20 protein-coding genes and 1 pseudogene are annotated in these 22,217 nt (G+C 72.2%); 8 read left to right on the top strand and 13 right to left on the bottom strand.

Translation table 11 applies throughout. The annotated features are described in order from the left end of the window. Window positions 1-5: 5 nt before the first annotated feature. Entirely contained in the window at window positions 6-995 is a 990-nt protein-coding gene (locus tag D0D15_RS15630) for a glycoside hydrolase family 76 protein (protein ID WP_094006492.1), read from the bottom strand. A gap of 56 nt (window positions 996-1,051) precedes the next feature. Between D0D15_RS15630 and D0D15_RS15635 the strand changes: the two genes are divergently transcribed. Further along, window positions 1,052-3,226: a molybdopterin-dependent oxidoreductase gene (locus D0D15_RS15635; RefSeq protein ID WP_094006491.1), complete on the top strand. Its 2,175-nt coding sequence runs from the start codon at window positions 1,052-1,054 to the stop codon at window positions 3,224-3,226. Here the strand turns inward: D0D15_RS15635 and D0D15_RS15640 are convergent. The 4 genes from D0D15_RS15640 to pyrE all read right to left on the bottom strand — a co-directional run bounded on the left by D0D15_RS15640 (window position 3,192) and on the right by pyrE (window position 5,467). Next, the gene (locus D0D15_RS15640; protein WP_094006490.1) at window positions 3,192-3,842 is read right to left on the bottom strand and encodes a TrmH family RNA methyltransferase; all 651 of its coding nucleotides are present in this window, start codon (window positions 3,840-3,842) and stop codon (window positions 3,192-3,194) included. The genes D0D15_RS15635 and D0D15_RS15640 overlap by 35 nt on opposite strands. Beyond that, window positions 3,839-4,384: a hypothetical protein gene (locus tag D0D15_RS15645; RefSeq protein WP_094006489.1), complete on the bottom strand. Its 546-nt coding sequence runs from the start codon at window positions 4,382-4,384 to the stop codon at window positions 3,839-3,841. The genes D0D15_RS15640 and D0D15_RS15645 overlap by 4 nt, the downstream gene beginning before the upstream one ends. A gap of 15 nt (window positions 4,385-4,399) precedes the next feature. Further along, complete coding sequence (locus tag D0D15_RS15650; protein WP_094006527.1) at window positions 4,400-4,783, bottom strand: DUF2784 domain-containing protein; 384 nt, start codon at window positions 4,781-4,783, stop codon at window positions 4,400-4,402. Between the two features lie 123 nt (window positions 4,784-4,906). Continuing rightward, entirely contained in the window at window positions 4,907-5,467 is a 561-nt protein-coding gene (pyrE, locus tag D0D15_RS15655) for an orotate phosphoribosyltransferase (RefSeq protein WP_115944525.1), read from the bottom strand. Between the two features lie 225 nt (window positions 5,468-5,692). On the opposite strand from pyrE, the gene D0D15_RS35955 reads away from it, so the two are divergent. Further along, window positions 5,693-5,848 carry a hypothetical protein gene (locus D0D15_RS35955; protein ID WP_162830583.1) on the top strand — a complete coding sequence of 52 codons (156 nt, stop codon included), beginning with the start codon at window positions 5,693-5,695 and terminating at the stop codon, window positions 5,846-5,848. 263 nt (window positions 5,849-6,111) lie between these two features. Here D0D15_RS35955 and D0D15_RS15665 read toward each other — a convergent pair whose 3' ends face one another. Continuing rightward, window positions 6,112-6,981, bottom strand: coding sequence for a LysR family transcriptional regulator (locus D0D15_RS15665; RefSeq protein ID WP_094006486.1), 870 nt, complete (start codon window positions 6,979-6,981; stop codon window positions 6,112-6,114). Between the two features lie 127 nt (window positions 6,982-7,108). On the opposite strand from D0D15_RS15665, the gene D0D15_RS15670 reads away from it, so the two are divergent. Further along, window positions 7,109-8,317, top strand: a complete 1,209-nt coding sequence (locus D0D15_RS15670) for an MFS transporter (RefSeq protein ID WP_233157346.1) — start codon at window positions 7,109-7,111, stop codon at window positions 8,315-8,317. After that, a complete protein-coding gene (locus D0D15_RS15675; protein WP_094006484.1) occupies window positions 8,314-9,549 on the top strand; it encodes an FAD-dependent oxidoreductase in 1,236 nt (411 codons plus the stop codon). Before D0D15_RS15670 ends, D0D15_RS15675 begins: the two co-directional genes overlap by 4 nt. Window positions 9,550-9,936: 387 nt before the next feature. On the opposite strand, the pseudogene D0D15_RS37010 reads toward D0D15_RS15675, so the two are convergent. Further along, a pseudogene (locus D0D15_RS37010) lies at window positions 9,937-10,145 on the bottom strand (TetR/AcrR family transcriptional regulator); the annotation flags it as partial. A gap of 91 nt (window positions 10,146-10,236) precedes the next feature. Beyond that, window positions 10,237-11,190, bottom strand: a complete 954-nt coding sequence (locus D0D15_RS15685) for a helix-turn-helix transcriptional regulator (RefSeq protein ID WP_094006483.1) — start codon at window positions 11,188-11,190, stop codon at window positions 10,237-10,239. A gap of 84 nt (window positions 11,191-11,274) precedes the next feature. On the opposite strand from D0D15_RS15685, the gene D0D15_RS15690 reads away from it, so the two are divergent. Together D0D15_RS15690 and D0D15_RS15695 are read left to right on the top strand one after the other, a co-directional pair. Continuing rightward, window positions 11,275-11,796, top strand: coding sequence for a DinB family protein (locus D0D15_RS15690; protein ID WP_094006482.1), 522 nt, complete (start codon window positions 11,275-11,277; stop codon window positions 11,794-11,796). Between the two features lie 99 nt (window positions 11,797-11,895). Continuing rightward, window positions 11,896-12,558, top strand: a complete 663-nt coding sequence (locus D0D15_RS15695; RefSeq protein WP_094006481.1) for a DUF4097 family beta strand repeat-containing protein — start codon at window positions 11,896-11,898, stop codon at window positions 12,556-12,558. A gap of 4 nt (window positions 12,559-12,562) precedes the next feature. On the opposite strand, the gene D0D15_RS15700 is transcribed toward D0D15_RS15695, so the two are convergent. From D0D15_RS15700 to D0D15_RS15725, 5 genes are all read right to left on the bottom strand, one after another. Then, a complete protein-coding gene (locus D0D15_RS15700) occupies window positions 12,563-13,327 on the bottom strand; it encodes an SDR family NAD(P)-dependent oxidoreductase (RefSeq protein WP_115944526.1) in 765 nt (254 codons plus the stop codon). Further along, the gene (locus D0D15_RS15705; RefSeq protein WP_115944527.1) at window positions 13,324-14,052 is read right to left on the bottom strand and encodes a type III secretion system chaperone family protein; all 729 of its coding nucleotides are present in this window, start codon (window positions 14,050-14,052) and stop codon (window positions 13,324-13,326) included. The genes D0D15_RS15700 and D0D15_RS15705 overlap by 4 nt, the downstream gene beginning before the upstream one ends. A gap of 60 nt (window positions 14,053-14,112) precedes the next feature. Further along, window positions 14,113-16,716 (bottom strand): ATP-dependent chaperone ClpB, encoded by a 2,604-nt coding sequence (gene clpB, locus D0D15_RS15710; RefSeq protein WP_094006478.1) that lies wholly within the window; start codon window positions 16,714-16,716, stop codon window positions 14,113-14,115. A 442-nt stretch (window positions 16,717-17,158) separates the two neighbouring features. Further along, on the bottom strand, window positions 17,159-19,435 hold the full coding sequence (locus tag D0D15_RS15720) for an MFS transporter (protein ID WP_094006526.1): 2,277 nt from the start codon (window positions 19,433-19,435) through the stop codon (window positions 17,159-17,161). A 23-nt stretch (window positions 19,436-19,458) separates the two neighbouring features. Next, window positions 19,459-19,968, bottom strand: a complete 510-nt coding sequence (locus D0D15_RS15725) for a MarR family winged helix-turn-helix transcriptional regulator (protein WP_198958273.1) — start codon at window positions 19,966-19,968, stop codon at window positions 19,459-19,461. A 301-nt stretch (window positions 19,969-20,269) separates the two neighbouring features. On the opposite strand from D0D15_RS15725, the gene D0D15_RS15730 reads away from it, so the two are divergent. Beyond that, window positions 20,270-21,442, top strand: a complete 1,173-nt coding sequence (locus D0D15_RS15730) for a globin domain-containing protein (protein WP_198958272.1) — start codon at window positions 20,270-20,272, stop codon at window positions 21,440-21,442. Between the two features lie 10 nt (window positions 21,443-21,452). After that, entirely contained in the window at window positions 21,453-22,160 is a 708-nt protein-coding gene (locus D0D15_RS15735) for a dienelactone hydrolase family protein (RefSeq protein ID WP_094006475.1), read from the top strand. The last annotated feature ends 57 nt before the right edge of the window (window positions 22,161-22,217 follow it).

Raw genomic sequence — 22,217 nt, forward strand, 5'->3', positions numbered from 1 at the left:
CGTTGCTAGAGCGTGGCTGCGGCCTCCAGGAGCATCCACGCGCCCAGCTGCACCGAGAGGTCGCGTGACGGATGGCGTTGCGGCAGCGGCGGGGTCGGGGCCGGCTCGCTCCACTCCGGACTGAACAGCGGGCCGCCGTAGGCGTCGGCGGCTCCGGTCCACGCGGCTTCCGCGGAGGCCAGCACCAGGTCGCGCGCGGCATCCGTCTCCGGGCCCGGCGGCATCCGGTGCACGGCGAGTGCCAGGTACCGCGCCAGGATTCCCGCGAAGAGGCCGCCGTCGCCGCCGCCCTGGCCGCGCAGCACCCCGCCCGGCGCGCAGTTCGCGGCCACCGCCCGGATCGTCCGCGCCGCACGGTCCACTTCGGACATCTCCAGGCAGGCGCCGAGGAAAACCCCCTGGCAGTACGTGTAGATCTCCTGGACCAGGTCGGCACTGTCCACCCGCAACCCGTCCCACACCAGGCCGGAATCGGGGTCGACGAGCGTCTTCTCCATCCAGTCCAGCAGTTCGCGGGCCCGTGCCACGTCACCGGCCCTGGCGAACAGGATCGCCGCCGGGCCGTTCGACGGCGCGTTCTTGAACCGGTCGCCGCGCCGCCACCAGATGCCGCCGCCGCCCTCCGTCGTCCACCCGGACCGCAGCTCGCCGAGGAAGAAACCCACGTCCCGGCCGGTGCGCTGCAACGCGAGCCCCAGCCACGCCAGGTCGTCGTAGTAGTCGTTGCGCCAGCTGCCCCGGTTCCGCAACCGCATCGACGACACGAACCGGTCGATCGCCGCCTCGCGCGCCGGCGTCGGGTCACGCAGCTGCGCGTCGGTCAGGCAGTCCAGGAAGTGCGCCTGCCACCAGTAGTTCCAGTGCCGGTGCAGCCGCTGGTCGAGGGTCGCCGGCCAGCCGCTCCGGGCGAGCAACGTGCCCGGCAGGCCCCAGACCCGGCGCAGGTGCCGGGTGACGATCGCCCGTTCCGCGGCGGCGGCCCAGTCGCTGTGCATGAACCCATCATGGATTGGCCCTCGACACATCGCAGGGTTCCGTCGACGATCAGAGGATGACGACGGCGCATGTCACGTGTCCGCTGTGCGAAGCCACCTGCGGTCTGACCGTCACGTTCGACGGCGGCCAGGTCACCGAGGTGCGCGGGGACGCCGAGGACGTCTTCTCCCACGGCTTCATCTGCCCCAAGGGCGCGTCGCTGGGCGCGCTGCACCACGACCCGGACCGCCTGCGCACCCCGCTCGTCAAACGCGACGGCAAGCACGTCCCGGTCTCCTGGGATGAGGCGTTCGCCGAGATCGACACCCGCCTGCTGCCGATCATCGAGGCGCACGGCCGCGACGCCGTCGCCGTCTACGCGGGCAACCCGAGCGTGCACAACCTGTCCACCGCGCTCTACGGCCGCGTCTTCTTCAAGGCGCTGGGCACCAGGAACTTCTACACCGCGGGCAGCGTCGACCAGCTGCCCAAGCACTACTCCAGCGGCTACCTGTTCGGCGACGGCATGACGATCCCGGTGCCGGACGTCGACCGCACCCAGCACCTGCTGATGCTCGGCGCGAACCCGCTGGTTTCCAACGGCAGCCTGATGACCGCGCCCGACATGCGCGGGCGGCTCAAGGCGATCCGGGAGCGCGGTGGCAAGGTGGTCGTGGTCGACCCGCGCCGGACCCGCACCGCCCAGGTCGCCGACGAGCACCACGCGATCCGCCCCGGCACCGATGCGCTCCTGCTGTTCGCGCTGGTCAACGTGCTGTTCGCGGAGGACCGCGTGAGCCTTGGCCACCTCGCCGAGCACGTCACCGGCGTCGCGGACGTCGCCGAGCTGGCCCGCGACTTCCCGCCCGAGGCGGTCGCCCCGGTCACCGGCATCCCCGCCGGCGACATCCGCCGGATGGCCCGCGAACTGGCCGCCGCCGAGTCCGCGGCGGTTTACGGTCGTATCGGAACCACCACGCAGGCGTTCGGCACCCTCACCAGCTGGCTCGTCGACGTGCTCAACGTCCTCACCGGCAACCTCGACCGCCCCGGCGGCGTGATGTTCCCGCTCGCCGCCGCCGGACAGGCGAACAGCGCGCCGGGCAAGCGCCGCCCGTTCCGGCACGGCCGCTGGCGCACCCGGGTGCGCGGGCTGCCCGAGGTGCTCGGCGAGGTCCCGGTCGCGACCCTGGCCGACGAGATCCTCACCCCGGGCGACGGTCAGGTCCGCGCCCTGATCACGGTCAGCGGCAACCCGTGCCTGAGCACCCCGAACGCCGGGCGGCTCGCGGAATCGCTGGCGCGGCTGGACTTCATGGTGTCGCTGGACATCTACCGCAACGAGACGACCCGGCACGCCGACGTCATCCTGCCCGGGCCCACCCCGCTGGAGCGCCCGCACTACGACGTCGCGCTGTACCAGCTGGCCGTGCGCAACGTGGCGAACTGGACGCCGCCCGCGATGCCCGGCGACCTGCCGCCGGAGTGGGTGACCATGCTGCGGCTCACGTCCATCGTCACCGGGCAGGGCCCGAACCCGGACATCGAAGCGCTGGACGCGTTCGTGGCGGCACAACTGGCCCAGCGGTCCGGTCTCGAACCGGCCGCCGGCCGCCGCGGCCCGGAGCGCCTGATCGACCTGATGCTGCGCGCCGGGCCGTACGACCTGACCCTGGCCGACCTGGAAGCCGCCCCGCACGGCGTCGACCTCGGGCCGCTGCGGCCGCGGGTGCCGGAGGTCCTGTCCACCGCGAGCGGGAAGATCGAGCTGGCGCCGGAGGCCATCACCGCCGACGTGCCGCGCCTGGCCGCGGAACTCGCGCACGTGCCGGACGGCGAGCTGGTGCTCATCGGACGGCGGCAGCTGTCGTCGAACAACTCGTGGATGCACAACCTGGAACCGTTGGTGCGCGGGAAGAACCGGTGCACGGTGCAGGTCCACCCGGCGGACGCGGCTCGGCTCGGGCTGGCCGACGGCGAACCGGCGCTGGTCAGTTCGACGGCCGGCGAGATCGAGGTGCCGGTGGAGGTCACCGAGGAGATCCGGCCGGGCGTGGTCAGCATCCCGCACGGCTGGGGGCACGGCGGGCCGGGCACGCAGACCGCGGTCGCCGCGGCGCACGCGGGCGTCAACAGCAACCTGGTGGCCGACGAGACGCTGCTGGACGCGCTGTCCGGAACCGCCGTGCTGAACGGGATCCCGGTCGAGGTGACGCCTACCAGGCCGCCGACAGGTCCGCGTGCTGTCTGATCCAGGCGTGCATCACGATGCCGGCGGCGACCCCGGCGTTGATCGAGCGGGTGGACCCGAACTGCGCGATCGACACGACCATCGCCGCCGCGTCGTGCGCCTCCGCGGACAGGCCGGGGCCCTCCTGTCCGAACAGCAGCACGCAGTCCCGCGGCAGCTCGGCGGTTTCCACGCGCTGCGAGCCGGGCGTGTTGTCCACGGCGACGATCGCCAGGCCGCGCTCGGCCGCGTAGGCGACCAGTGACGGCACGTCCGGGTGGTGCTCGAGGTGCTGGTACCGGTCGGTGACCATCGCGCCGCGCCGGTTCCAGCGCCGCCGCCCGACGATGTGCACGGCCGCCGCGGCGAAGGCGTTCGCGGTGCGCACCACGGTGCCGATGTTGTGGTCGTGCTGGAAGTTCTCGATCGCGACGTGGAACGGGTGCCGCCGCCGGTCGATGTCGGCGACGATCGCCTCGCGCCGCCAGTACCGGTAGGCGTCCACGACGTTGCGGCGGTCGCCCTCGGCCAGCAGGTCCGGGTCGTAGCGCTCGTCGGCGGGCCACTCGCCCTCCCACGGGCCGACGCCCACCGGTTCCCGGGCGGTCCACTCGGTCGGGCCGGTCTCGTCGCTCATCGGACGTGCTCGCTGAGGTCGGCGAGCAGGTCCGCGGTCGCGATCGTGAGGTCCTGCTGGGTCATCTCGCCGGGGAACACCGCCGCGAGGTGCTCGGCGGTGAGGAACAGGGTCTGCGTGGTGAGCCGCTGTGCCACCGCCGGCGGGAGGTGGGTGGGAGCGTCCTGGGCTCGTACGGTGAGCGACGGTCCGGGCACCGGCCGTGGCACCAGGACCATGGTGGCGGCGCGCGTGGCCGAGACGTATTCGGTGCGGTAGCGCAACTGCAGGACGCGCACCGGCACGCCCCGCCAGTTCCCCGCGAGCTGCAGGTTCACCGCGATGCCGTGGTGGTTGCCGGACCCGAGCACGTCGTTGAGGGTGACGAACGTCGCCTGCAGCGGCGGCACCGGTGAGTCGTCGGGCCGCCAGCCGGTGCGCGCGGCAAGTGCTTGCACCCCCTCGGCGAACGCGTCCTGCGCGGCACGCACCCGCGGGCGCACGACCAGCCCGGCGACCAGGCCGCAGAGCACGATGCCGAGCAGGATCAGGACGATGACCACACCGGTGATTGTGTCCTAGGCCTGCGGCATGGCGTGCGTGGCCGGGTGCTCACGGTGCTTCCAGCGCAGGTAGGCGCCCGCGTAGGAGAAGGCCACCAGCGCCAGCGCGACCACGGCGACCGCCGGCAGCATCGAGCGCGGGAACACCGTGTCGTAGAGGTAGTAGGCGTTGAACCCGCCGGGGAGCGGGCCCAGCCCCTGCAGGCCGCGGAAGTAGTCCTCCAGCGCGGTCAGCGGGCACGGGATCGGGAAGACGTTGACCAGCACGCCCCAGATCGCGAAGAACACGTGCACGAAAACACTGCGTGGCCAACGCCACGCGAGAAACCCGCCGAGGCCGATGTAAAGCAGGGCCAAAATGTGCACTCCGACCGTTATGTCGGCCAGAACTCCCGCGATCGTCACGCCGCCCCCTTCCCGCGATCCCCCTGGTATCGAGATTACTCCTGATCACGCCAGGAATGTCGACTCGAATTCCGGAGATCACTTCGGGGATTACCCCTAGGGGGCGGCGTGAATCGGCTACAGGCCGAGGTCGTCGAGGTCGAGCAGATACCGGTAGGCGAGGCCTTCCTTCTCGATCGCCTCGCGCGCACCGGTGCCGCGGTCGACGACCGTCGCCACGCCGACCACGGTCGCACCGGCTTCGTTGAGCGCCTCGACGGCGGTCAGCACGCTGCCGCCGGTGGTCGAGGTGTCCTCCACCGCGAGCACCGGCTGACCGGCGACCTCGATGCCCTCGATGCGGCGCTGCATGCCGTGCGACTTGGTGGCCTTGCGCACCACGAACGCGTCGAGCACCTTCCCGACCGCCGACGCCGAGTGCAGCATCGCGGTCGCGACCGGGTCCGCGCCGAGCGTGAGCCCGCCCACGGCCACGTAGTCCCAGTCCGCGGTGAGCTGCCGCATGAGCCGGCCGATGAGCGGGGCCGCCGCGTGGTGCAGCGTGGCCCGCCGCAGGTCGATGTAGTAGTCGGCCTCCTTGCCGGAGGCCAGCGTCACCTTGCCGTGCACCACCGACAGCTCGGTGATGAGACGTGCCAGTTCGAACTTCGCTGCCTGATCCAACCCGGGGTTCGCCACGACGGGAAGTCTTACACACGACCACGACACCCCCGCGCCCTCGACGGTCAACGCGCGGCCGCGGAGATCAACGAGCTGCGCGACCTGGTGGCGGGCCGCCGACGCCCGGTGCCGCATCACGCGACGCCCCGCGGGAGGCCGCGTGACCGGGCACGGCCGGGCGGCGCCGGAGGACCTGGTCACCCACGACGACCCCTGGAGTTCGCGGACGCGGGCCTCGGCCCGATGCGCCGATGCAGCCGCAACGAGCCGCCGCACCCGATGCCCACGCGCGAGTCCTGGTACGCGCTGCTGACCGGCGACACGGGCGCGGTTCTGGCGGAGTCCGCCCTCACGGACGCGATCCCGGTCACGATGCGCACGGGCACGTCCGCCTGGTAGCACGACCAGCCGTCCGGTGGCCAGGCGCATCTACGTCAGCCCAGCGCTGGACGCGGGAGGCCCGCAAGGCGCGGTGCGCGGCCTTGATCCGCCGGTTCGGCGCGGTGCACGTCTGGAGTGGCAACGCCGGTTCCGGCAGCGGGCTCACTGCCGCCTGAAGATCCCGCCCACCTGCGACGCGGGCCGGATCGCGGAGCGCATGGCCGTCCACCCGAACCGCATCGGGGCGGTCACGCGTGTCAGCGGGCAGGGCGTGCTCGCCCTCAGCGGGAGCTGATCGTCCGCGCCACCTCGTCCACCACCGTGCGCGTCGACGGCTGCCACACCAGCCACGTCACCAGCTCCAGCGCCGGTTCCACCACCGGCCGCCACGGCCAGCCGGGCAGCAGGCGCGTCGCGGAGTGCTCGGTCAGCAGGACGGCGTCGGACTTCGTCGCCTCGGCGCAGGCCCGCGCGTGCTCGGAGAACTGCGCGAACTGCCACAGCGGCACCACCCCCGCGTCGTGGGCCGCGACCACCAGGCGGTCGTGCGCGACCGGCACCTGCTGCCTGCCGTGGGCGAGGATCCGCATCCCGTCCAGGTCGCGCAGGCGGCACGCGGCACCGTCGGCGAGCGGGTGGCCGGGCCGGACGGCGACCCCGAACGGCTGGTCGAACAACCGCGCGCCGCGCAGGCTGCCGACCGGCTGCTCGTGCACCAGCCCCAGGTCGAGCCGGCCCTCGCGGACCATTCGGAGCTGGTCGGTGCTGCTCGCCTCGGTGAGCGTGACCGCGGCGTGCGGCACCGCCGAATCGAGCGCGGCCAGCGTCGCCAGCAGCCAGTCCGCGGACAGCCCGGGCGGGATCCCGATCTCCACGACCTCCCGCGTCCGGCGCGCGGCCGCGTGCGTGGTTTCCCGGGTGGCGTCGGCCAGGCGCAGCAGGAGCACCGCGTGCGAGTGCAGCGCGACACCGGCCGGGGTGAGCGTCGTGCCGGTCGCGCCGCGCTCCAGCAGCGGCGCCCCGATGTCCCGTTCGAGCTGCCGGATCTGACGGCTCAGCGACGGCTGGGTGAGGTGCAGCCGTTCCGCCGCCCGGGTGAGCGAGCCCTCCGCCGCGACGGCGACGAAGTACCGCAGGTGCCGCAGCTCCACGCGTCCCCCCCCCTGCCTGATAGGCATGACCGGCCTGATTAACCGGCATTGGACAGGCACGTGTCAAGGCACGTGTACTACTCCCTGCCTCTCAGGCAGGACATCGAAGGAGAAGGGACGCTCAACGATGAGTCGAACTCCCGGCCGGGACCCGTACCGCTGGGTGGTGCTGGTGCTGTCCTGGGCCGCGTTCACCATGACGTCGGTGGACCGGTCGACGTGGGGACCGGCGTCGGTGGCGGTGGGCGAGCACCTGGGGGTCTCGCTCGCCGGGCTGGGCGTCTTCGCCACCGGTTACTACGTCGGTTACGTCATCTCGAACGCGGCAGGCGGCGTGCTCACCGACTGGCTGGGCGCGCGCGTCGTGATGGGCGCGTCGCTGTTCCTCGCCGGCGGGTTCATGATCGCCTTCGGCGAGACCGACTCGGTCCCGGTCGGCATCGCCTTCCAGGCCGCGGTCGGGATCTTCGCCGGCTGCGACTACTCCGCCGGTGTGAAGCTGATCGCGCAGTGGTTCACGCCGAAGGACCGCGGGTTCGCGATGGGCGTGTTCATGACGGCGACCTCGCTGGGCACCGTGATCGCCAACGCGGTCGTGCCGCGCCTGCTCGTATCCGCCGGGTGGCAGACCTCCTACCACGTCTTCGGCGGCGCGTCGATGGTGATCGCGGTGCTGTGCCTGCTGCTGGTGCGCACGCGGAAGGAAGACACCACCGAGCGCGCGGTGCCGGACCTGCGCCCGCTGGCCCGCTCGCGCGACCTGTGGCTGCTCGGGGTGGCCGGGTTCGGCGGGCTGTGGGGCACCTACGGGTTCATCACCTGGTCCAACGCCCTGATGGTCAAGGGCATCGGCCTGAGCGGGGTGCAGGCGGGCGGGGTGGTCGCGATCTTCGGGATCACCGCGATCGCCGCGAAACCGTGCATCGGGTTCGTCTCCGACCTGCTCGGTGGCAGGCGGAAGGCGCTCACCGTGGTCGTGCTGGGCGCGTTCGTGGTGGCGCTGCTGGTGTTCGGCACCCGCGACAGCCTGTCCGGGTTCCTGTGGGTGGCGCCGTTCCTGGGCGTCGCGGCCTACGTCTACAGCCCGCTGATGGTCGCGATGATCCCGCGCATCGCCGGGGTGGGCCTGGCCGGTTCGGCGGCGGGCGCGACCAACGCGTTCTGGCAGCTGGGCAGCACGGTGGTGCCGGTGGTGCTGGGCGCGGTGTTCCAGGCGACCCATTCGTTCTTCGCGGCGTTCGCCACGCTGGCGGCCGGCCCGCTCGTGGGAGCGCTGCTGATGCTCGGCGTCCGGGAACAGCGGACGGCGCCTGATCGCGAGAAGGAGACCGTGTGAAGTACGACGTGATCGTCGCCGGGGGCGGGTCGGCCGGGATCGCCGCGGCGGTCGGCGCCCGGCGGGCCGGGGCCCGGACGCTGCTGATCGAGCGCGGCCCCTGTCTCGGCGGGGCGGCGACGCTGCGGAACGTGGTGACCTACTGCGGTTTGTTCACCCGCGAAGACCGCGAACAGGTGGTGTTCGGTGTCGCCGGGGAGGTGCTCGACGGGCTGCGCGAGCTGGGGGCGGTGAGCGAGCCGACGCGGTTCACCGCGGTGGCCGTGGTGTTCGATCCCGAGGCGGTGAAACGGGTCGCCGACGACCTGTGCGACGCCGCCGGGGTGGACGTGCTGCTGCACTCGCACCTGCTCGGCGCGTCCAGAGTGGACGATCGGGTGCACGCGGTGCGGGTGGCCGACCACTCCGGCGTGCACGAGTACACGGCTTCGGTGTTCGTGGACGCCACCGGGGAGGCCGACCTGGCGCAGCACGCCGGTGCGGAGGTGCGGTACGGCAACGACGGCTGGGTGCAGAACGGCACGCTGGGCGTGCGGTTCGGCGGCATCCCGGCGGAGGCGCAGGTCACCCGCGAGGCCGTGCGCGAGGCGGTCCGGGCGGCGAAGGCGCGGGGTGTGCCCGGCCTGACCGCGGAAGGCGGGTTGATCGCGCGGATGCCGGTGTCCGGCGACGTGATCACCTACCTCGCCGACGAGGGCTACGACGCCCGCGACGCCGCCGACACGAGCCGGGCCGAACGCAGCGCCCGCCGGCAGGCCGCCGCGTACCTGCGGGTGATCCGGACGCTGCCCGGCTGCGCGGACGCCTACATCGTCAGCACCGGCCCGGAACTGGGCACGCGCGAGTCGCGGCACCTGGTCGGCCGGACCCAGCTGACCGAGAAGGACGTGCTCTCGCCGGGCCCGGTGGACGACGCGGTGGCGGTCGGCGCCTGGCCGATCGAGTACCACCCGGGCGTGGGAGTGCCGTCGGAGTGGCGGTTCATCGGCGAGCCCGGCTACTACGGCATCCCGCTCGGCGTCCTGTGGAGCCGGAACACGCCGAACCTGTTCTGCGCCGGCCGCACGGTGGACGGCGACCGCGGCGCGGGCGCGTCGCTGCGCGCCATGGGGACCGCCTTCGCAACCGGCCACGCGGCGGGCGTCGCGGCGGCGCTCAGCGCTCGCGGCGAGGTAAGCGCTCCCGCGGTACGCGAGGAGCTGCAGCGGCAGGGCGCGCGGCTACCGGACTGAGTCGCCCGGGGCGTGACCGCTGCCCACCCTCACGCAGCGGCGCCCCGGTTGCCGGGCTGCGGCGGCGGGGCGCGTGGGCGCGAGGCGATGCGCCAGGGGCGACTCGGCCCGGCCCCCTGCTGTGCCGGTGCAGCCTGCGCGGAAGTCCGCGCAGCGGCGCCCGGTTGCCGGGCTGCGGCGCCGGTCGCCTCGGGCGCGGGTGCTCGCGGATTCGCCGTGGGGCCGTGCGGCGAGGGTAGTTCCGCCGGCCCGCGTGTCGCGCTCGCCCGGTAATGCCGTCCGCGCAGCACCACCTACCGGCCTGCCCGGCGCGAGCATCTGCGCCCCCGTTCGGGCGGACGCGTCAAGGTCTCCGGTCACCTCTTGCGGCATCGCGCCGCTGAGCCAGAGCGTCGCGAAACCGTGCTCCGTCGCCAGCGCGGTCACCATGCCCGCCTTGTCGCGGAAGTGGTGGGCCGGCGCCGCGTGCGACGCCCCGGCCGGCGTGCCACGTTGCGCAGGCTCAGCGCCGCCGCGCCGGGCTCGCCGATCGTTTCGGCCGCCGTGTCCAGGATCGCGCGCCGGAGGTCGCCGTGGTGGTAGGAGCCCCTCGTCATCCTGGCCGTCGTCACGCGTCGGCATGCGGGAGCAGTGATGCAGGTCGTGTTCCTGGCCGCCACGCTGGCGGTGTTCGGGCACGCGCGGCAATCAGGCCCGGCTGAACCGCCCGGCCCACTCCCGCAGCTGGTCACGCAGTTCGGCCGGTTCGACGACCCGGAAGTCGGCGCCCAGTGAGCCCAGTGCCAGCGCCGGCCAGTCCAGGGACGCCGTCGTCATCCGCACCCGGCACCGGCCGGCGTCGACCTCCTCGACCGTCGCCCACCGGCCGATCCGCTCCCGCGCCACGGCCGCCGGAACGTCGACGAGCACCTCCACCTCGTACGGCTGCGGCAGCGCGCCGAGTGAGCTGCGGACGAACTCGGCGGCGTCGGCGGCGGGCAGCTCGCGCGGCCGGAACCGGGCGCCGGTGCCCGTCGGCTCGCTGAGCCGGTCGATGCGGAAGTTGCGCCACGCGTGCCGGGTCAGGTCGTAGGCGACCAGGTACCACTGGCGCCCCAGCGGGACCAGCCGCAGCGGCTCGACCTCCCGCGCCGACTCGCGGCCCGCGGCGTCCGTGTAGGCGAAGCGGATCCGTTCGTTGTCCCGGCAGGCCAGGGCGATCGTGGTGAGCAGGACCGGGTCGATCCGGGGCGCCGCCGCGCCGGACCACACGGCGGGCACGGTCATCGCCCGCAACGCGTCGACCCGGCGGCGCAGCCGCGCCGGCATCACCTGCACCACCTTCGCCAGCACCCGCACCGACGACTCCGCGATGCCCTCGACCGAACTCTGCGCGGCCGTCTGCAGCCCGACGGTCAGCGCGACCGCCTCTTCGTCGTCGACTACGAGCGGCGGCAGCGACGCGCCCGCGGCGAGCTGGTACCCGCCGTCGACGCCGCGCTGGGCCTCCACCGGATAGCCCAGCTCGCGCAGGCGGTCGATGTCCCGCCGCAGCGTCCGCGGCGAGACGCCCAGCCGGTCGGCCAGTTCACCGCCCGGCCAGTACCGGTGGGTCTGCAGCAGGGACAGCAACCGCAGCGTCCGCGAGCTCGTGTTCGCCATGTTCCCGATTCTCCCGCAATTGCGGCCAGGAAGTGGCCGCTTTGCCTTTTACCTTGGTCTCAACGACGACGAAGGGACTTCGAAATGACCTCCACCGAGACCGTCACCGGCGAGCGCGCGGACCTGCTGGCGATGCTGGCCAAGCACCGCTTCTTCCTGACCTTCACCACCCGTGGCCTCACCGACGACCAGGCCCGGCAGCGGACCACGAAGAGCGAGCTGTGCCTTGGCGGGCTGATCAAGCACGTGACCTCGGTCGAGCGGAACTGGGCGACCTTCATCGTCGAGGGCGCCTCCGCGATGCCGAACTTCGAGGAGATGACCGAGGCGGACTTCGCGCAGCGGGAGAACGAGTTCAAGCTGCTGCCGGACGAGACGCTGGCCGGCGTGATCGCCGAGTACGAAGCGGTCGCGCGCCGCACGGACGAGCTGGTCGCGACCGTGGACCTGGACGCGGTGCAGGAGCTGCCGAAGGCCCCGTGGTTCACCGACGAGGCGTGGTCCGCGCGCCGGGTGCTGATGCACATCATTGCCGAGACCGCCCAGCACGCCGGCCACGCCGACATCATCCGCGAGTCCCTGGACGGCCAGAAGAGCATGGGCTGACGGGTGTCAGCGGCGGCGTCAGCGCGGTGGCGGGCCGGTGTCAGCGCCTCCGGCGAAAGTTGTCCTCAACAGCGAGAACAACGAGCACAGGAGAGCACGATGCAGAACTTCGACACCCCCGCCCCGATCTCCGCCGTCGTCGACATCCCCGCCGGGAGCATCCGGTTCGTGGCCGCCGACCGGGCCGACACCGCGGTCGAGGTCCGGCCGGCGGACGCCTCGAAGCGGCGCGACGTGAAGGCCGCGGAGCAGACCACGGTGGCCTACGCCGACGGCGTGCTGCGGGTCGAGGCCCCGGCCGGGAACCAGGTCCTCGGCAGCTCCGGCTTCGTCGAGGTGACGGTCCAGCTGCCGGCCGGGTCCGCCGTCGAGGCGACGGCGGCCAGCGCGGAGGTGCGCGGCGTCGGGCAGCTGGGCGCGGTCACCGTCGAGGGCGCGCACGGCGAGGTCGAACTCGACGAGGCCACGAGCGTCCGCGTCACCACGCAGGCCGGCGACGTCACGGTCGGCCGCCTCACCGGTTCCGCGCGGATCAGCACCGGCAAGGGCGACATCCGCATCGCCGAGGCCGAGCGCGGCGAGATCGTGCTCCGCGCCCAGGCCGGCGACCTGTCGATCGGTGCCGCCGCCGGGGTGTCCGCCACGCTGGACGCGGGAACCGACTACGGCCGCATCCACAACGCGCTGCGGAACACCGGCGACGCCGGGCTCACCATCCACGCGACCACGGCCTACGGCGACATCAGCGCCCGCAGCCTGTGACTCCTCAGGTGCGGTCGCGCCCCGCGACCAGGCTGCTGATCCGACGCAGCAGGCCGCGGGGCAGCAGGCCGCCGATCGCCACGACCGCCTTGTACTGCGGGGACGGGATGGAGATGACCTTGCCGCGGCGCAGGTCCGCCAGGCCCTCGGCGACCACCCGGTCCGCGGAGAGCCAGAACGCCTTCGGCCCCGGCTTCTCCAGCCCGGCGCGCTCGTGGAACTCCGTCTCGGTGAAGCCGGGGCACAGCGCGGTCATCCGGATGCCGGGCGGCAGCGCCGCGGCGATGCCCTCGGTGAACGACGTGACCCAGTTCTTGCTCGCCGTGTACGTCGAGCCGCGGCCGGAGAAGAAACCGGCCACGCTGGAGACGTTGATGATGTCGCCGCGGCCCCGCTCGATCATCCCGGGCAGGGCCGCGCGCGTCAGGCGCAGCACGGCGGTCACGTTCACGTCCAGCTGTGCCTGCAGCTGGACGACCGGCGCGGTCCAGAACTCCCCGGCCAGGCCGTCCCCGGCGTTGTTGACCAGCAGGTCGACCGGCTCCGCGGCCAGCCGCGCCTCGACTGCCGCCCGGCCCTCCGGCGAGGCGAGGTCGGCAGGCAACACCTCGGCCTTGATCCGGTGCCGCTGGGACAGCTCACCGGCAAGCGCTTCCAGCCGCTGCGCGTTGCGGGCGACGAGGACCAGGTCGTGACCCTCCTCGGCGAGCCGGCGCGCGAACGCGGCGCCGATCCCGGCGGTCGCGCCGGTGACGAGCGCGGTGCTCACTGCCTCGGCCCGGCCGGTGGCGGCGTGCTCAGGCCCGGCTGCTCGGACTGGCCGGGCTGCCAGTGCCGGGTCGCGCCGGCGTCGTACTCCTCGTCGAACGGGTCCACGATGTCGGCGATCTCGCCGAGGTCGCGCAGCAGGCGCTCCAGGCGGGACGGCCCGGCCTGCGGCGCGACGCTGGCGAGCACCCACTCGTTCTCCAGCCACGCCACGCCGACGTCCCCGCCGAGCGCGTCGGCGGCGTCCACGAGTTCCTGGGTGATGACCGCGCGGGCGCCCTCGGGGTCGTCCGCGAACGCGTAGCGCTGGCCCACCGGGCCGAGCAGCTCCGGCATGTCCGCGCGCTGGAACGGCACGCTCGCCAGCCACAGCTCGACGAGCACCGGGTGCACGCGGTTGCAGCGGACGGCGACCACGACCGCCGGGATCTGGCCGTCGGCCTCGATGTCGAACACGAACACCGGGCGGCGGCCGTCGGCGGTGAAGGTCGAGCCGACGACGACGTTGACCGCCGTCTCCGCGCGGAAGTACCCGAGCGCGCCGCCGGACCACTGCCGGACGAGCCGCTCGTCCTCCTCCACGAACTGCCATCCGCGCAGGTCGGACCAGCGCATCCGCTCCCGGTTGCGGGAGCCTTCCCTGGTCCGGTCCACGGCGAGCAGCAGCAGCCCTGCCACCAGTGCGACGGCGGCGATGACGAACCAGACCCACGCCGGAATACCCACGAGGGTGAGGGTAGCGCGCCGGGCCGCTGAACCAAGGTCAGCGGCCCGTGTCGCAACCCGTTAGTCCACCCGGGTGACCACGAGCGTGTCCCCGGAGTCCAGGTCGGGCACGTCCACCCGCACCGCGTCGCCGTCCCGGACCTCACCGGCCAGCAGCTTCTTCGCCAGCTGGTCGCCGATCGCCGACTGCACCAGCCGGCGCAGCGGCCGGGCGCCGTAGATCGGGTCGAACCCGTTCAGCGCGAGCCAGTCGCGGGCGCCCGGGGTGACGTCCAGCGTCAGGCGGCGCTGGGCCAGCCGCGCCGCCAGCTTCGCCACCTGGATGTCCACAATGGACGTCAGCTGCTCGGTGTCGAGCGAGTGGAACACCACGATGTCGTCCAGCCGGTTCAGGAACTCCGGCTTGAAGTGCCGCTGCACCGTGGACAGCACCGCGTCCCGGCGCTGCCGCTCGTCCAGCGAGGCGTCCGCGATCGCCTGCGAACCGAGGTTCGAGGTCAGGATCAGGATCGCGTTGCGGAAGTCGACCGTGCGGCCCTGGCCGTCGGTCAGCCGCCCGTCGTCGAGCACCTGCAGCAGCACGTCGAACACGTCCGGGTGCGCCTTCTCGACCTCGTCCAGCAGCACCACCGAGTACGGCCGACGGCGGACGGCCTCGGTCAGCTGGCCGCCCTGGTCGTAGCCGACGTACCCCGGGGGAGCGCCGACCAGCCGCGCGACGCTGTGCTTCTCGCTGTACTCGCTCATGTCGATGCGGGTCATCGCGCGCTCGTCGTCGAACAGGAACTCCGCCAGCGCCTTGGCCAGCTCGGTCTTGCCGACGCCGGTCGGGCCGAGGAACAGGAACGAACCGGTCGGCCGGTCCGGGTCGGCGACCCCGGCGCGCGTGCGGCGCACCGCGTCCGCCACCGCCGTCACGGCCTCGCGCTGGCCGACGACCCGCCTGCCCAGCTCCTCCTCCATCCGGAGCAGCTTGCCGGTCTCGCCCTCCAGCAGGCGGCCGGCCGGGATGCCGGTCCACGCGCTCACCACGTCGGCCACGTCGTCGCTGCCGACCTCTTCCTTGAGCATGACGTCGGCCCCGGACGAGCTGTTCGCGGTGTTGCGCTGCGCCGCCTCCAGCTCCTTCTCCAGCGCCGGGATCTTGCCGTAGCGCAGCTCGGCGGCCCGGCCCAGGTCGGCGTCGCGCTCGGCCCGGTCGGCCTCGCCGCGCAGCTGTTCCAGCTGCTCCTTCAGCTCGCGGACCTTCTCGATCGAGCCCTTCTCGTTCTGCCAGCGGGCGGTGAGCGCCGACAGCTCCTCGCGCTTCTCGGCCAGCTCGGCGCGCAGCGCGGCCAGCCGCTCGATCGAGGCCGGGTCCTCCTCCTTGGACAGCGCCATCTCCTCGATCTCCAGGCGCCGCACGGCGCGCTCGACCTCGTCGATCTCGACGGGCCGGGAGTCGATCTCCATGCGCAGCCGGGAGGCGGCCTCGTCGACCAGGTCGATCGCCTTGTCCGGGAGGAAGCGCGCGGTGATGTAGCGGTCGGACAGCGTCGCGGCCGACACCAGCGCGGCGTCGGTGATGCGGACACCGTGGTGCACCTCGTAGCGCTCCTTGAGGCCACGCAGGATGCCGATGGTGTCCTCCACCGACGGCTCGCCGACCAGCACCTGCTGGAAGCGCCGCTCCAGGGCGGCGTCCTTCTCGATGTGCTGGCGGTACTCGTCGAGCGTGGTGGCGCCGACCATGCGCAGCTCACCGCGGGCGAGCATCGGCTTGATCATGTTGCCGGCGTCCATGGCGCTCTCGCCGGTCGCGCCCGCGCCGACGATGGTGTGCAGCTCGTCGATGAAGGTGATGACCTGTCCGGCCGACTCGGTGATCTCCTTCAGCACGGCCTTGAGCCGCTCCTCGAACTCACCGCGGTACTTCGCACCGGCGACCATCGAGCCCAGGTCCAGCGCCACGACCCGCTTGCCGCGCAACGACTCCGGCACGTCACCGGCCACGATCCGCTGGGCGAGGCCCTCGACGATCGCGGTCTTGCCGACGCCCGGCTCACCGATGAGAACGGGGTTGTTCTTCGTGCGCCGGGACAGCACCTGGACCACCCGGCGGATCTCCGCGTCCCGGCCGATCACCGGGTCCAGCTCGCCCTTGCGGGCGCGGTCGGTCAGGTCTACGCCGTACTTTTCGAGCGCCTTGAACGTGCCCTCGGGGTCGGGGCTGGTGATGCGGGCCGAGCCGCGCACCTTGGTGAACGCCTCACGCAGCGCGTCCGGGGTGGCGCCGTGCCGCTTGAGCAGGTCGGCCACCTGACCGCCCTCCGCGGCCAGGCCGACCATCAGGTGCTCGGTGGAGACGTACTCATCGCCGAGCTCGGTCGCAAGCTTCTGGGCGTGCGTGAGCGACTTGACCGCCGGCGGGTCGAACTGCGGTGTGGACACGGTCGCGCCGGTCGCCGAGGGCAGCCCCTGCGTGATCGGCTCCAGCTCCTTGTGCACCTGCCGCGGATCGGCGCCCACCGCCGTCAGCAGGGGACCGGCCAGCCCGTCACCCTGCGCCAGCAGCGCGCCGAGCAGGTGTGCGGCGGTGACGCTGGGGTTGCCCGCCACGGTCGCCGCCTGCGCCGCCGACGAGATCGCCTGCTGGGTCTTCGTCGTCGGGTTGAAAGCGTCCATCCCACACTCCATGTCGCATGCCTGCCGGAGACCTTCCTCCAGGTCCCTCGACATCTACAACGTCAACAAAGTTGAGCGTGTTCCGCTCAACTCGGATTTTCTCTTGCCGAATGGTCGAGGCATGCCTGATGGTCCTTGCGAGCCGGTCGCGCCCAGCTCGGCGAACTGCCCGACCCGTCGCTGCCGGACGCGTCACTCGTCTTCGCGCTGTCCCCCCCGCCTCGGGCCGCCCGGCCGAAGGGGGCGCCGGCCGGGCTCACCTCACGGGCCGGGTCGCCGCCACCTCCCGGATGCCGGCCATGTGCGCCGCCCCGCTCGGGGCCTTCCTCGGCGGTTGGCTGGCCACCACGTACGACGTGCGCACCCCGCTCTACGCCGCGACCCGAAAAGCACGAAGACCGCCTCCCGGGGGATTGAGGCGGTCTTCGCGGGTCTTGCGGGCTCAGCGCGGGTGCGTCAGCTCCACGTCACGGGACAGCGGGGTGCCGGCGACGACCTCCAGCGGCGTGGCCACCGGGGCGTAACCGCTGGTCACGATCGTGTAGTCGCCCGCGGGGAGGTCGGTGAAGGTGTACCGGCCCGCCTCGTCGGTCAGCGTCATCGCGACCACCTCGCCGTGCTCGTCGAGCAGCGTCACCTGGGCCTCGGCGACCGGCCGGTCGAAGCGGCCGGCCCGGACCACCCCGCCGAGCCGGGCGGTGAGCCCGAGTTCGACGTCCTGCGTGGCCTCCTCGCCCTCGGTGGTCGTCAGCGGCACCGCGGCCGGCTGGTGACCGGCGGCCGTGACCGTCAGCGTGTACGCGCCGCCGGGCACGTCGTCGAAGTGGTACCAGCCATCGCCGCCGGTCACGGCCGACGCGACCACTTCGCCGCGGTCGTCGGTCAGCACGAGCGTCGCGCCGCCGACCGGCTGACCGCCACGCGCCCGCACCACGCCGCTGACGCCACCGGCGCCGCTCATCTCGATGTCGCGCCGCACCGGCTGCCCGCTGACCGTGACCATCACCGCGCTCGGCTGGAACCGGGCGGCCGAGGTGATCAGGAGGTAGATGGCGTCCGGCGGAGCCGGCAGCCGGTAGGTGCCGTCGGCCGCGGTCAGCGTCCGCGCCACCTGTTGCCCCGACGAGTCGGTCAGCGTCAGCGCGGCCCCGGCGAGCGGGCGGCCCGACGGGCCGCTCACCACACCGTGGATCGCGGAGCCGGTGACCGGCGCGGCCTCGGCGTTCTCGGTCAGGTCGATGCTGCGGCGCAGCGGGACCTCCTTGATGAACAGCACCGCGATCAGCGTGGCGATCGCGATGATCCCGCCCGCCAGGAAGACCGAGCCGATGCTGTCGCCGTAGGCGGCCCGCACGATCGACTGGAACGGTTCCGGCAGCGCGGCCAGGTTCAGGCTGCTGCCCGCGCCGCTCGCCCCGGCCTCGATGCCCATCGCGGACAGCGCGCTCGACACGTGGCTGCTGACCTTCGCCGCGAGCAGCGCGCCCAGCGCGGACACCCCGGCCGAACCGCCCAGCGTGCGGAAGAAGGTGACCACCGACGACGAGGACCCCATGTCCTTCATCGACACGGTGTTCTGCACGACCAGCACCAGGTTCTGCATCAGCGCACCGACGCCGAGGCCGAGCAGCGCCAGGTAGCCGCCCATCAGCACCAGGTTGGTCTGGTGGTCGATCGTGCTGAGCAGGAACAGGCTCGCGACCAGCAGCACCGCGCCGCCGACCATCCAGGACTTGGTCTTGCCGGTGCGCGAGATGACCTGCCCGGCGATGGTGGAGGACAGGAACAGCCCCAGCATCATCGGGATGGTCATCAGGCCGGCGTGCGTGGGCGAGTAGCCGCGGGCCAGCTGGTAGTACTGCCCGAGGAACACCGCGCCACCGAACATCGCGGTGCCGACCGACAGGCTGCCGATCACCGCCAGCGTGAAGGTGCGGTTGCGGAACAGCCGCAGCGGGACCACCGGGTCGGCGACCTTCGTCTCGACGAACACCGCCAGCGCCAGCGCCACCAGGCCGCCCAGCACGTAGAACAGGGTCGACCAGGACCACCAGGCGAAGCTGCCGCCCGCCAGCGAAACCCAGATCAGCAGCAGCGAGACGCCGCCGACGAGCAGGGTCGCGCCCATCCAGTCGATCTTGACCTGCTTCTTGAAGACCGGCAGGTGCAGGGTCTTGCCCAGCACGATGAAGGCGACCACCGCGACCGGGACGGTGACCCAGAAGGTCCAGCGCCAGCCCAGCGGCGAGTCCACGATCAGGCCACCGAGCAGCGGGCCGGCGACCGTCGCCAGCGCCATCACCGCGCCGATGTAACCGCTGTAGCGGCCGCGTTCGCGCGGCGAGATCATCGCCGCGATCACGACCTGGACCAGCGCCTGCATGCCGCCGAGGCCGAGGCCCTGGACCGCGCGGAACGCGATCAGCTCGGGCATGGACTGCGCGATGCCGCCGAGCACCGAGCCGGCCGTGAAGATCACGATCGACAGCTGGTACAGCATCTTCTTGCTGAACAGGTCCGACAGCTTGCCCCAGATCGGGGTGCTCGCCGTGGACGCCAGCAGGGTGGCGGTGATCACCCAGGTGTACTGACTCTGCGAGCCGTCGAGGTCGGCCAGGATCGTCGGAAGCGCGTTCGAGACGATCGTGGAGGACAACATGGCGACCAGCAGCGCCAGGAGCAGGCCGACGAACGCGCGCCCCACCTGACGCGGCGTCATCGCCTCCTGGTTCGCTGTCGTGCTCACTTCGGGATCACTTCCTCTTCTCCGCCGCCTGTGCGGGCGGGCAAGGTGACCGGCGTCTGGCCGAGGGCCTCGCGCAGTCCTTGGTTCATCAGGGTCAACCGGGTGGTGAGTGCTTCGACCTCGTCGTCGGTCCAGTCCGCGAGCGCGCGCTGCAGGAAGTCGACGTGCAGCAGCCGCCAGCGCTCCAGCTCGGCGCGGCCGGCGTCGGACAGGCTGATCAGGCTCGCGCGCCCGTCCTCGGGGGCGGGCCTGCGCTCGACGAGACCGGCCGCGGTCAGCTGGGCGATCTGCCTGCTGATCACCGAAACGTCGACCATCTTGCGTTTCGCGAGGTCCGAGGGGCGGCTCTCGCCGTGCGCGTTGAGGTCGGACAGCAGCATGGCAGCCGCGGGGTGCAGGCCGTCGTGCTCGCGCTGCCAGGACTGGTTGATCCAGGCGTGCTGCAGCTGGCCCGCCGCGCGCAGCTCACGCATGAGCTGGACGGCCTTCTCGTCGCGGTCCCCCATGGACCCACCTCCTGGTTGGTTGTCACATACAACTATAAAGCCAGTATTTGTATGCCACAACTATCTAAGTAGGTGACTTGTCCCACTGGTGGGGGGATCGCCGGACCACCCGGAAGGAGCAACTTCACGAGGATCGCGGCCGCGGCGGTTACCCTGCGACGGATCGTGTTCGTATTACCCGGGGACGATTGACCGAACAGAGTGGATTATTCATGATCTTTTCACACGCTCACCTGCTATTGCGTGTTCATGAATAATCGACGACGAGCATGAACGCGCACCACGGAGCAGCCCCGAACCCATGACAGCCGACCCCGTCAGCCCCGTACCCCGGTCCGTGCACCGGGAGGCGCCGCCTGCCGTCACCGCGATGGTGCGCCTGATCAGGGACTCCTGGGCCAAGGCGGAGCCGTACCTGCCCGAGGTGACGCAGTTCTTCTACGGGATGTTGTTCACGCTCGCGCCCGCGACGCGGGACTTCTTCCCGATCAACATGGAGGTCCAGCGCAACCGGATGGTGCGCGCCCTGGTGCACGTCGTGCAGATGGTGGACCAGCCCGACGACCTGGTGCCGTTCCTGCGGCAGCTGGGGCGAGACCACCGCAAGTTCGGTGTGGTGCCGGGCCACTACGAGGCGGTCGGCACCGCGTTGCTGGCGGCGATGAAGACGCAGCTCGGGCCGGACTGGACCGAGGACGTCGAGCGCGCGTGGGCCGAGGCGTTCACGATCATCGCGCGGCAGATGCAGGAGGCCGCGGCCACCGACACCAACCCGCCGAACTGGTCGGCGCGGGTGGCCGAGCACCGGCGGCTGAGCTGGGATCTGGCGATGGTGCGGCTGGAGCCCGAGCAGCACATCCCGTTCCGGCCCGGGCAGTACCTGAGCGTCGAGGTGCCGCAGCGGCCGCGGCTGTGGCGGTACCTGTCGCCGGCGAACGCGCCGCGCCCGGACGGCTCGCTGGAGTTCCACATCCGCGCGATCGAGGGCGGCTGGGTCTCCCGGGCGATCGTCAGCCACACCCAGGCGGGTGATGTGTGGCGGTTCGGGCCGCCGCTCGGCACGCTGGGCGTGGACCGGGAAAGCGGCCGGGACGTGCTGATGGTCGCGGGCGGCACGGGGATCGCGCCGATGCAGGCGATGATCGACGAGCTGGGCCAGTGGGGCGAGAACCCGAAGGTGCACCTGTTCTACGGCGGCCGCACGCGGGAGGACCTGTACGCGCTGGAGGGGTTGCGGATGGTCGCGTCGTGCAACCCGTGGCTGACGGTGACGCCGGTGGTGGAGAACGGGCCGGGGCTGACCAGCGGTGAGCAGGGCACACTGGCGGACGTGGTGACCCGGTACGGCGCGTGGCCCGGTCACGACGTGCTGGTGTCGGGCTCGCCGGCGATGATCCGGGCGACGGTGTCCCGGATGCTGGTAGCCGGAACGGCACTCGATCAGATCAGGTACGACCCGTTCACGATCGACTAGCCTGCGGGGAATGGAGATTCCTGTCGCGGACGGAACCATTCGCGGTTATCTGGCCACCCCGCAGAAAGAGGTTTCGGGCGATCCGCCCTGGCCGGGGGTCGTGATCGTGCACGACGCGGTCGGCCTGTCGCAGGACGCGCGGAACATCACGGACCGGTTCGCCACGGCCGGATATGTGGCGTTGTCGCCGGACCTGTATTCGCGGGGCGGGTTCGTCCGGTGCGTGAAGTCGGTGTTCAAGGAGCTGGCGGCCGGCCGGGGCCGGGCGTTCGAGGACCTGGACGCGGCCCGCTCGCTGCTGGCGTCGCGGTCCGATTGCACCGGCCGCGTCGGGATCGTCGGGTTCTGCATGGGCGGGGGCTTCGCCTTGGTGGCGGCGTCGCGGGGGTTCGACGCGTCGGCGCCGTACTACGGTCAGCTGCCCAAGGATCTGTCCGTGTTGGACGGTGCGTGTCCGATCGTGGCCTCGTATGGGAAGAAGGACTTTTCGCTGCGTGGGGCGGCGGACAAGCTGTCGCGCGAACTGTCGGCGCGGGACGTGCCGCACGACGTGAAGGAGTATCCGACGGTCGGGCACAGCTTCGCGAACCAGTTCCACGGGCCGGTCAACGTGCTGCTGAAGATCGCCGGGATGAGCTACGACCGCGAGGCGAGCGAGGACGCGTGGCGGCGGGTGCTGGCGTTCTTCGCGGAGCACCTTCGTCGGGAGGCGGTGTAAAGCGCCTTACGGCGCTTGACGGTCGCCTTGGGTGCCGGCCTCCCCCGCCCCCTCTCC

The sequence above is a fragment of the Amycolatopsis thermalba genome (assembly GCF_003385215.1).
Classification (GTDB): Bacteria; Actinomycetota; Actinomycetes; order Mycobacteriales; family Pseudonocardiaceae; genus Amycolatopsis_E; species Amycolatopsis_E thermalba.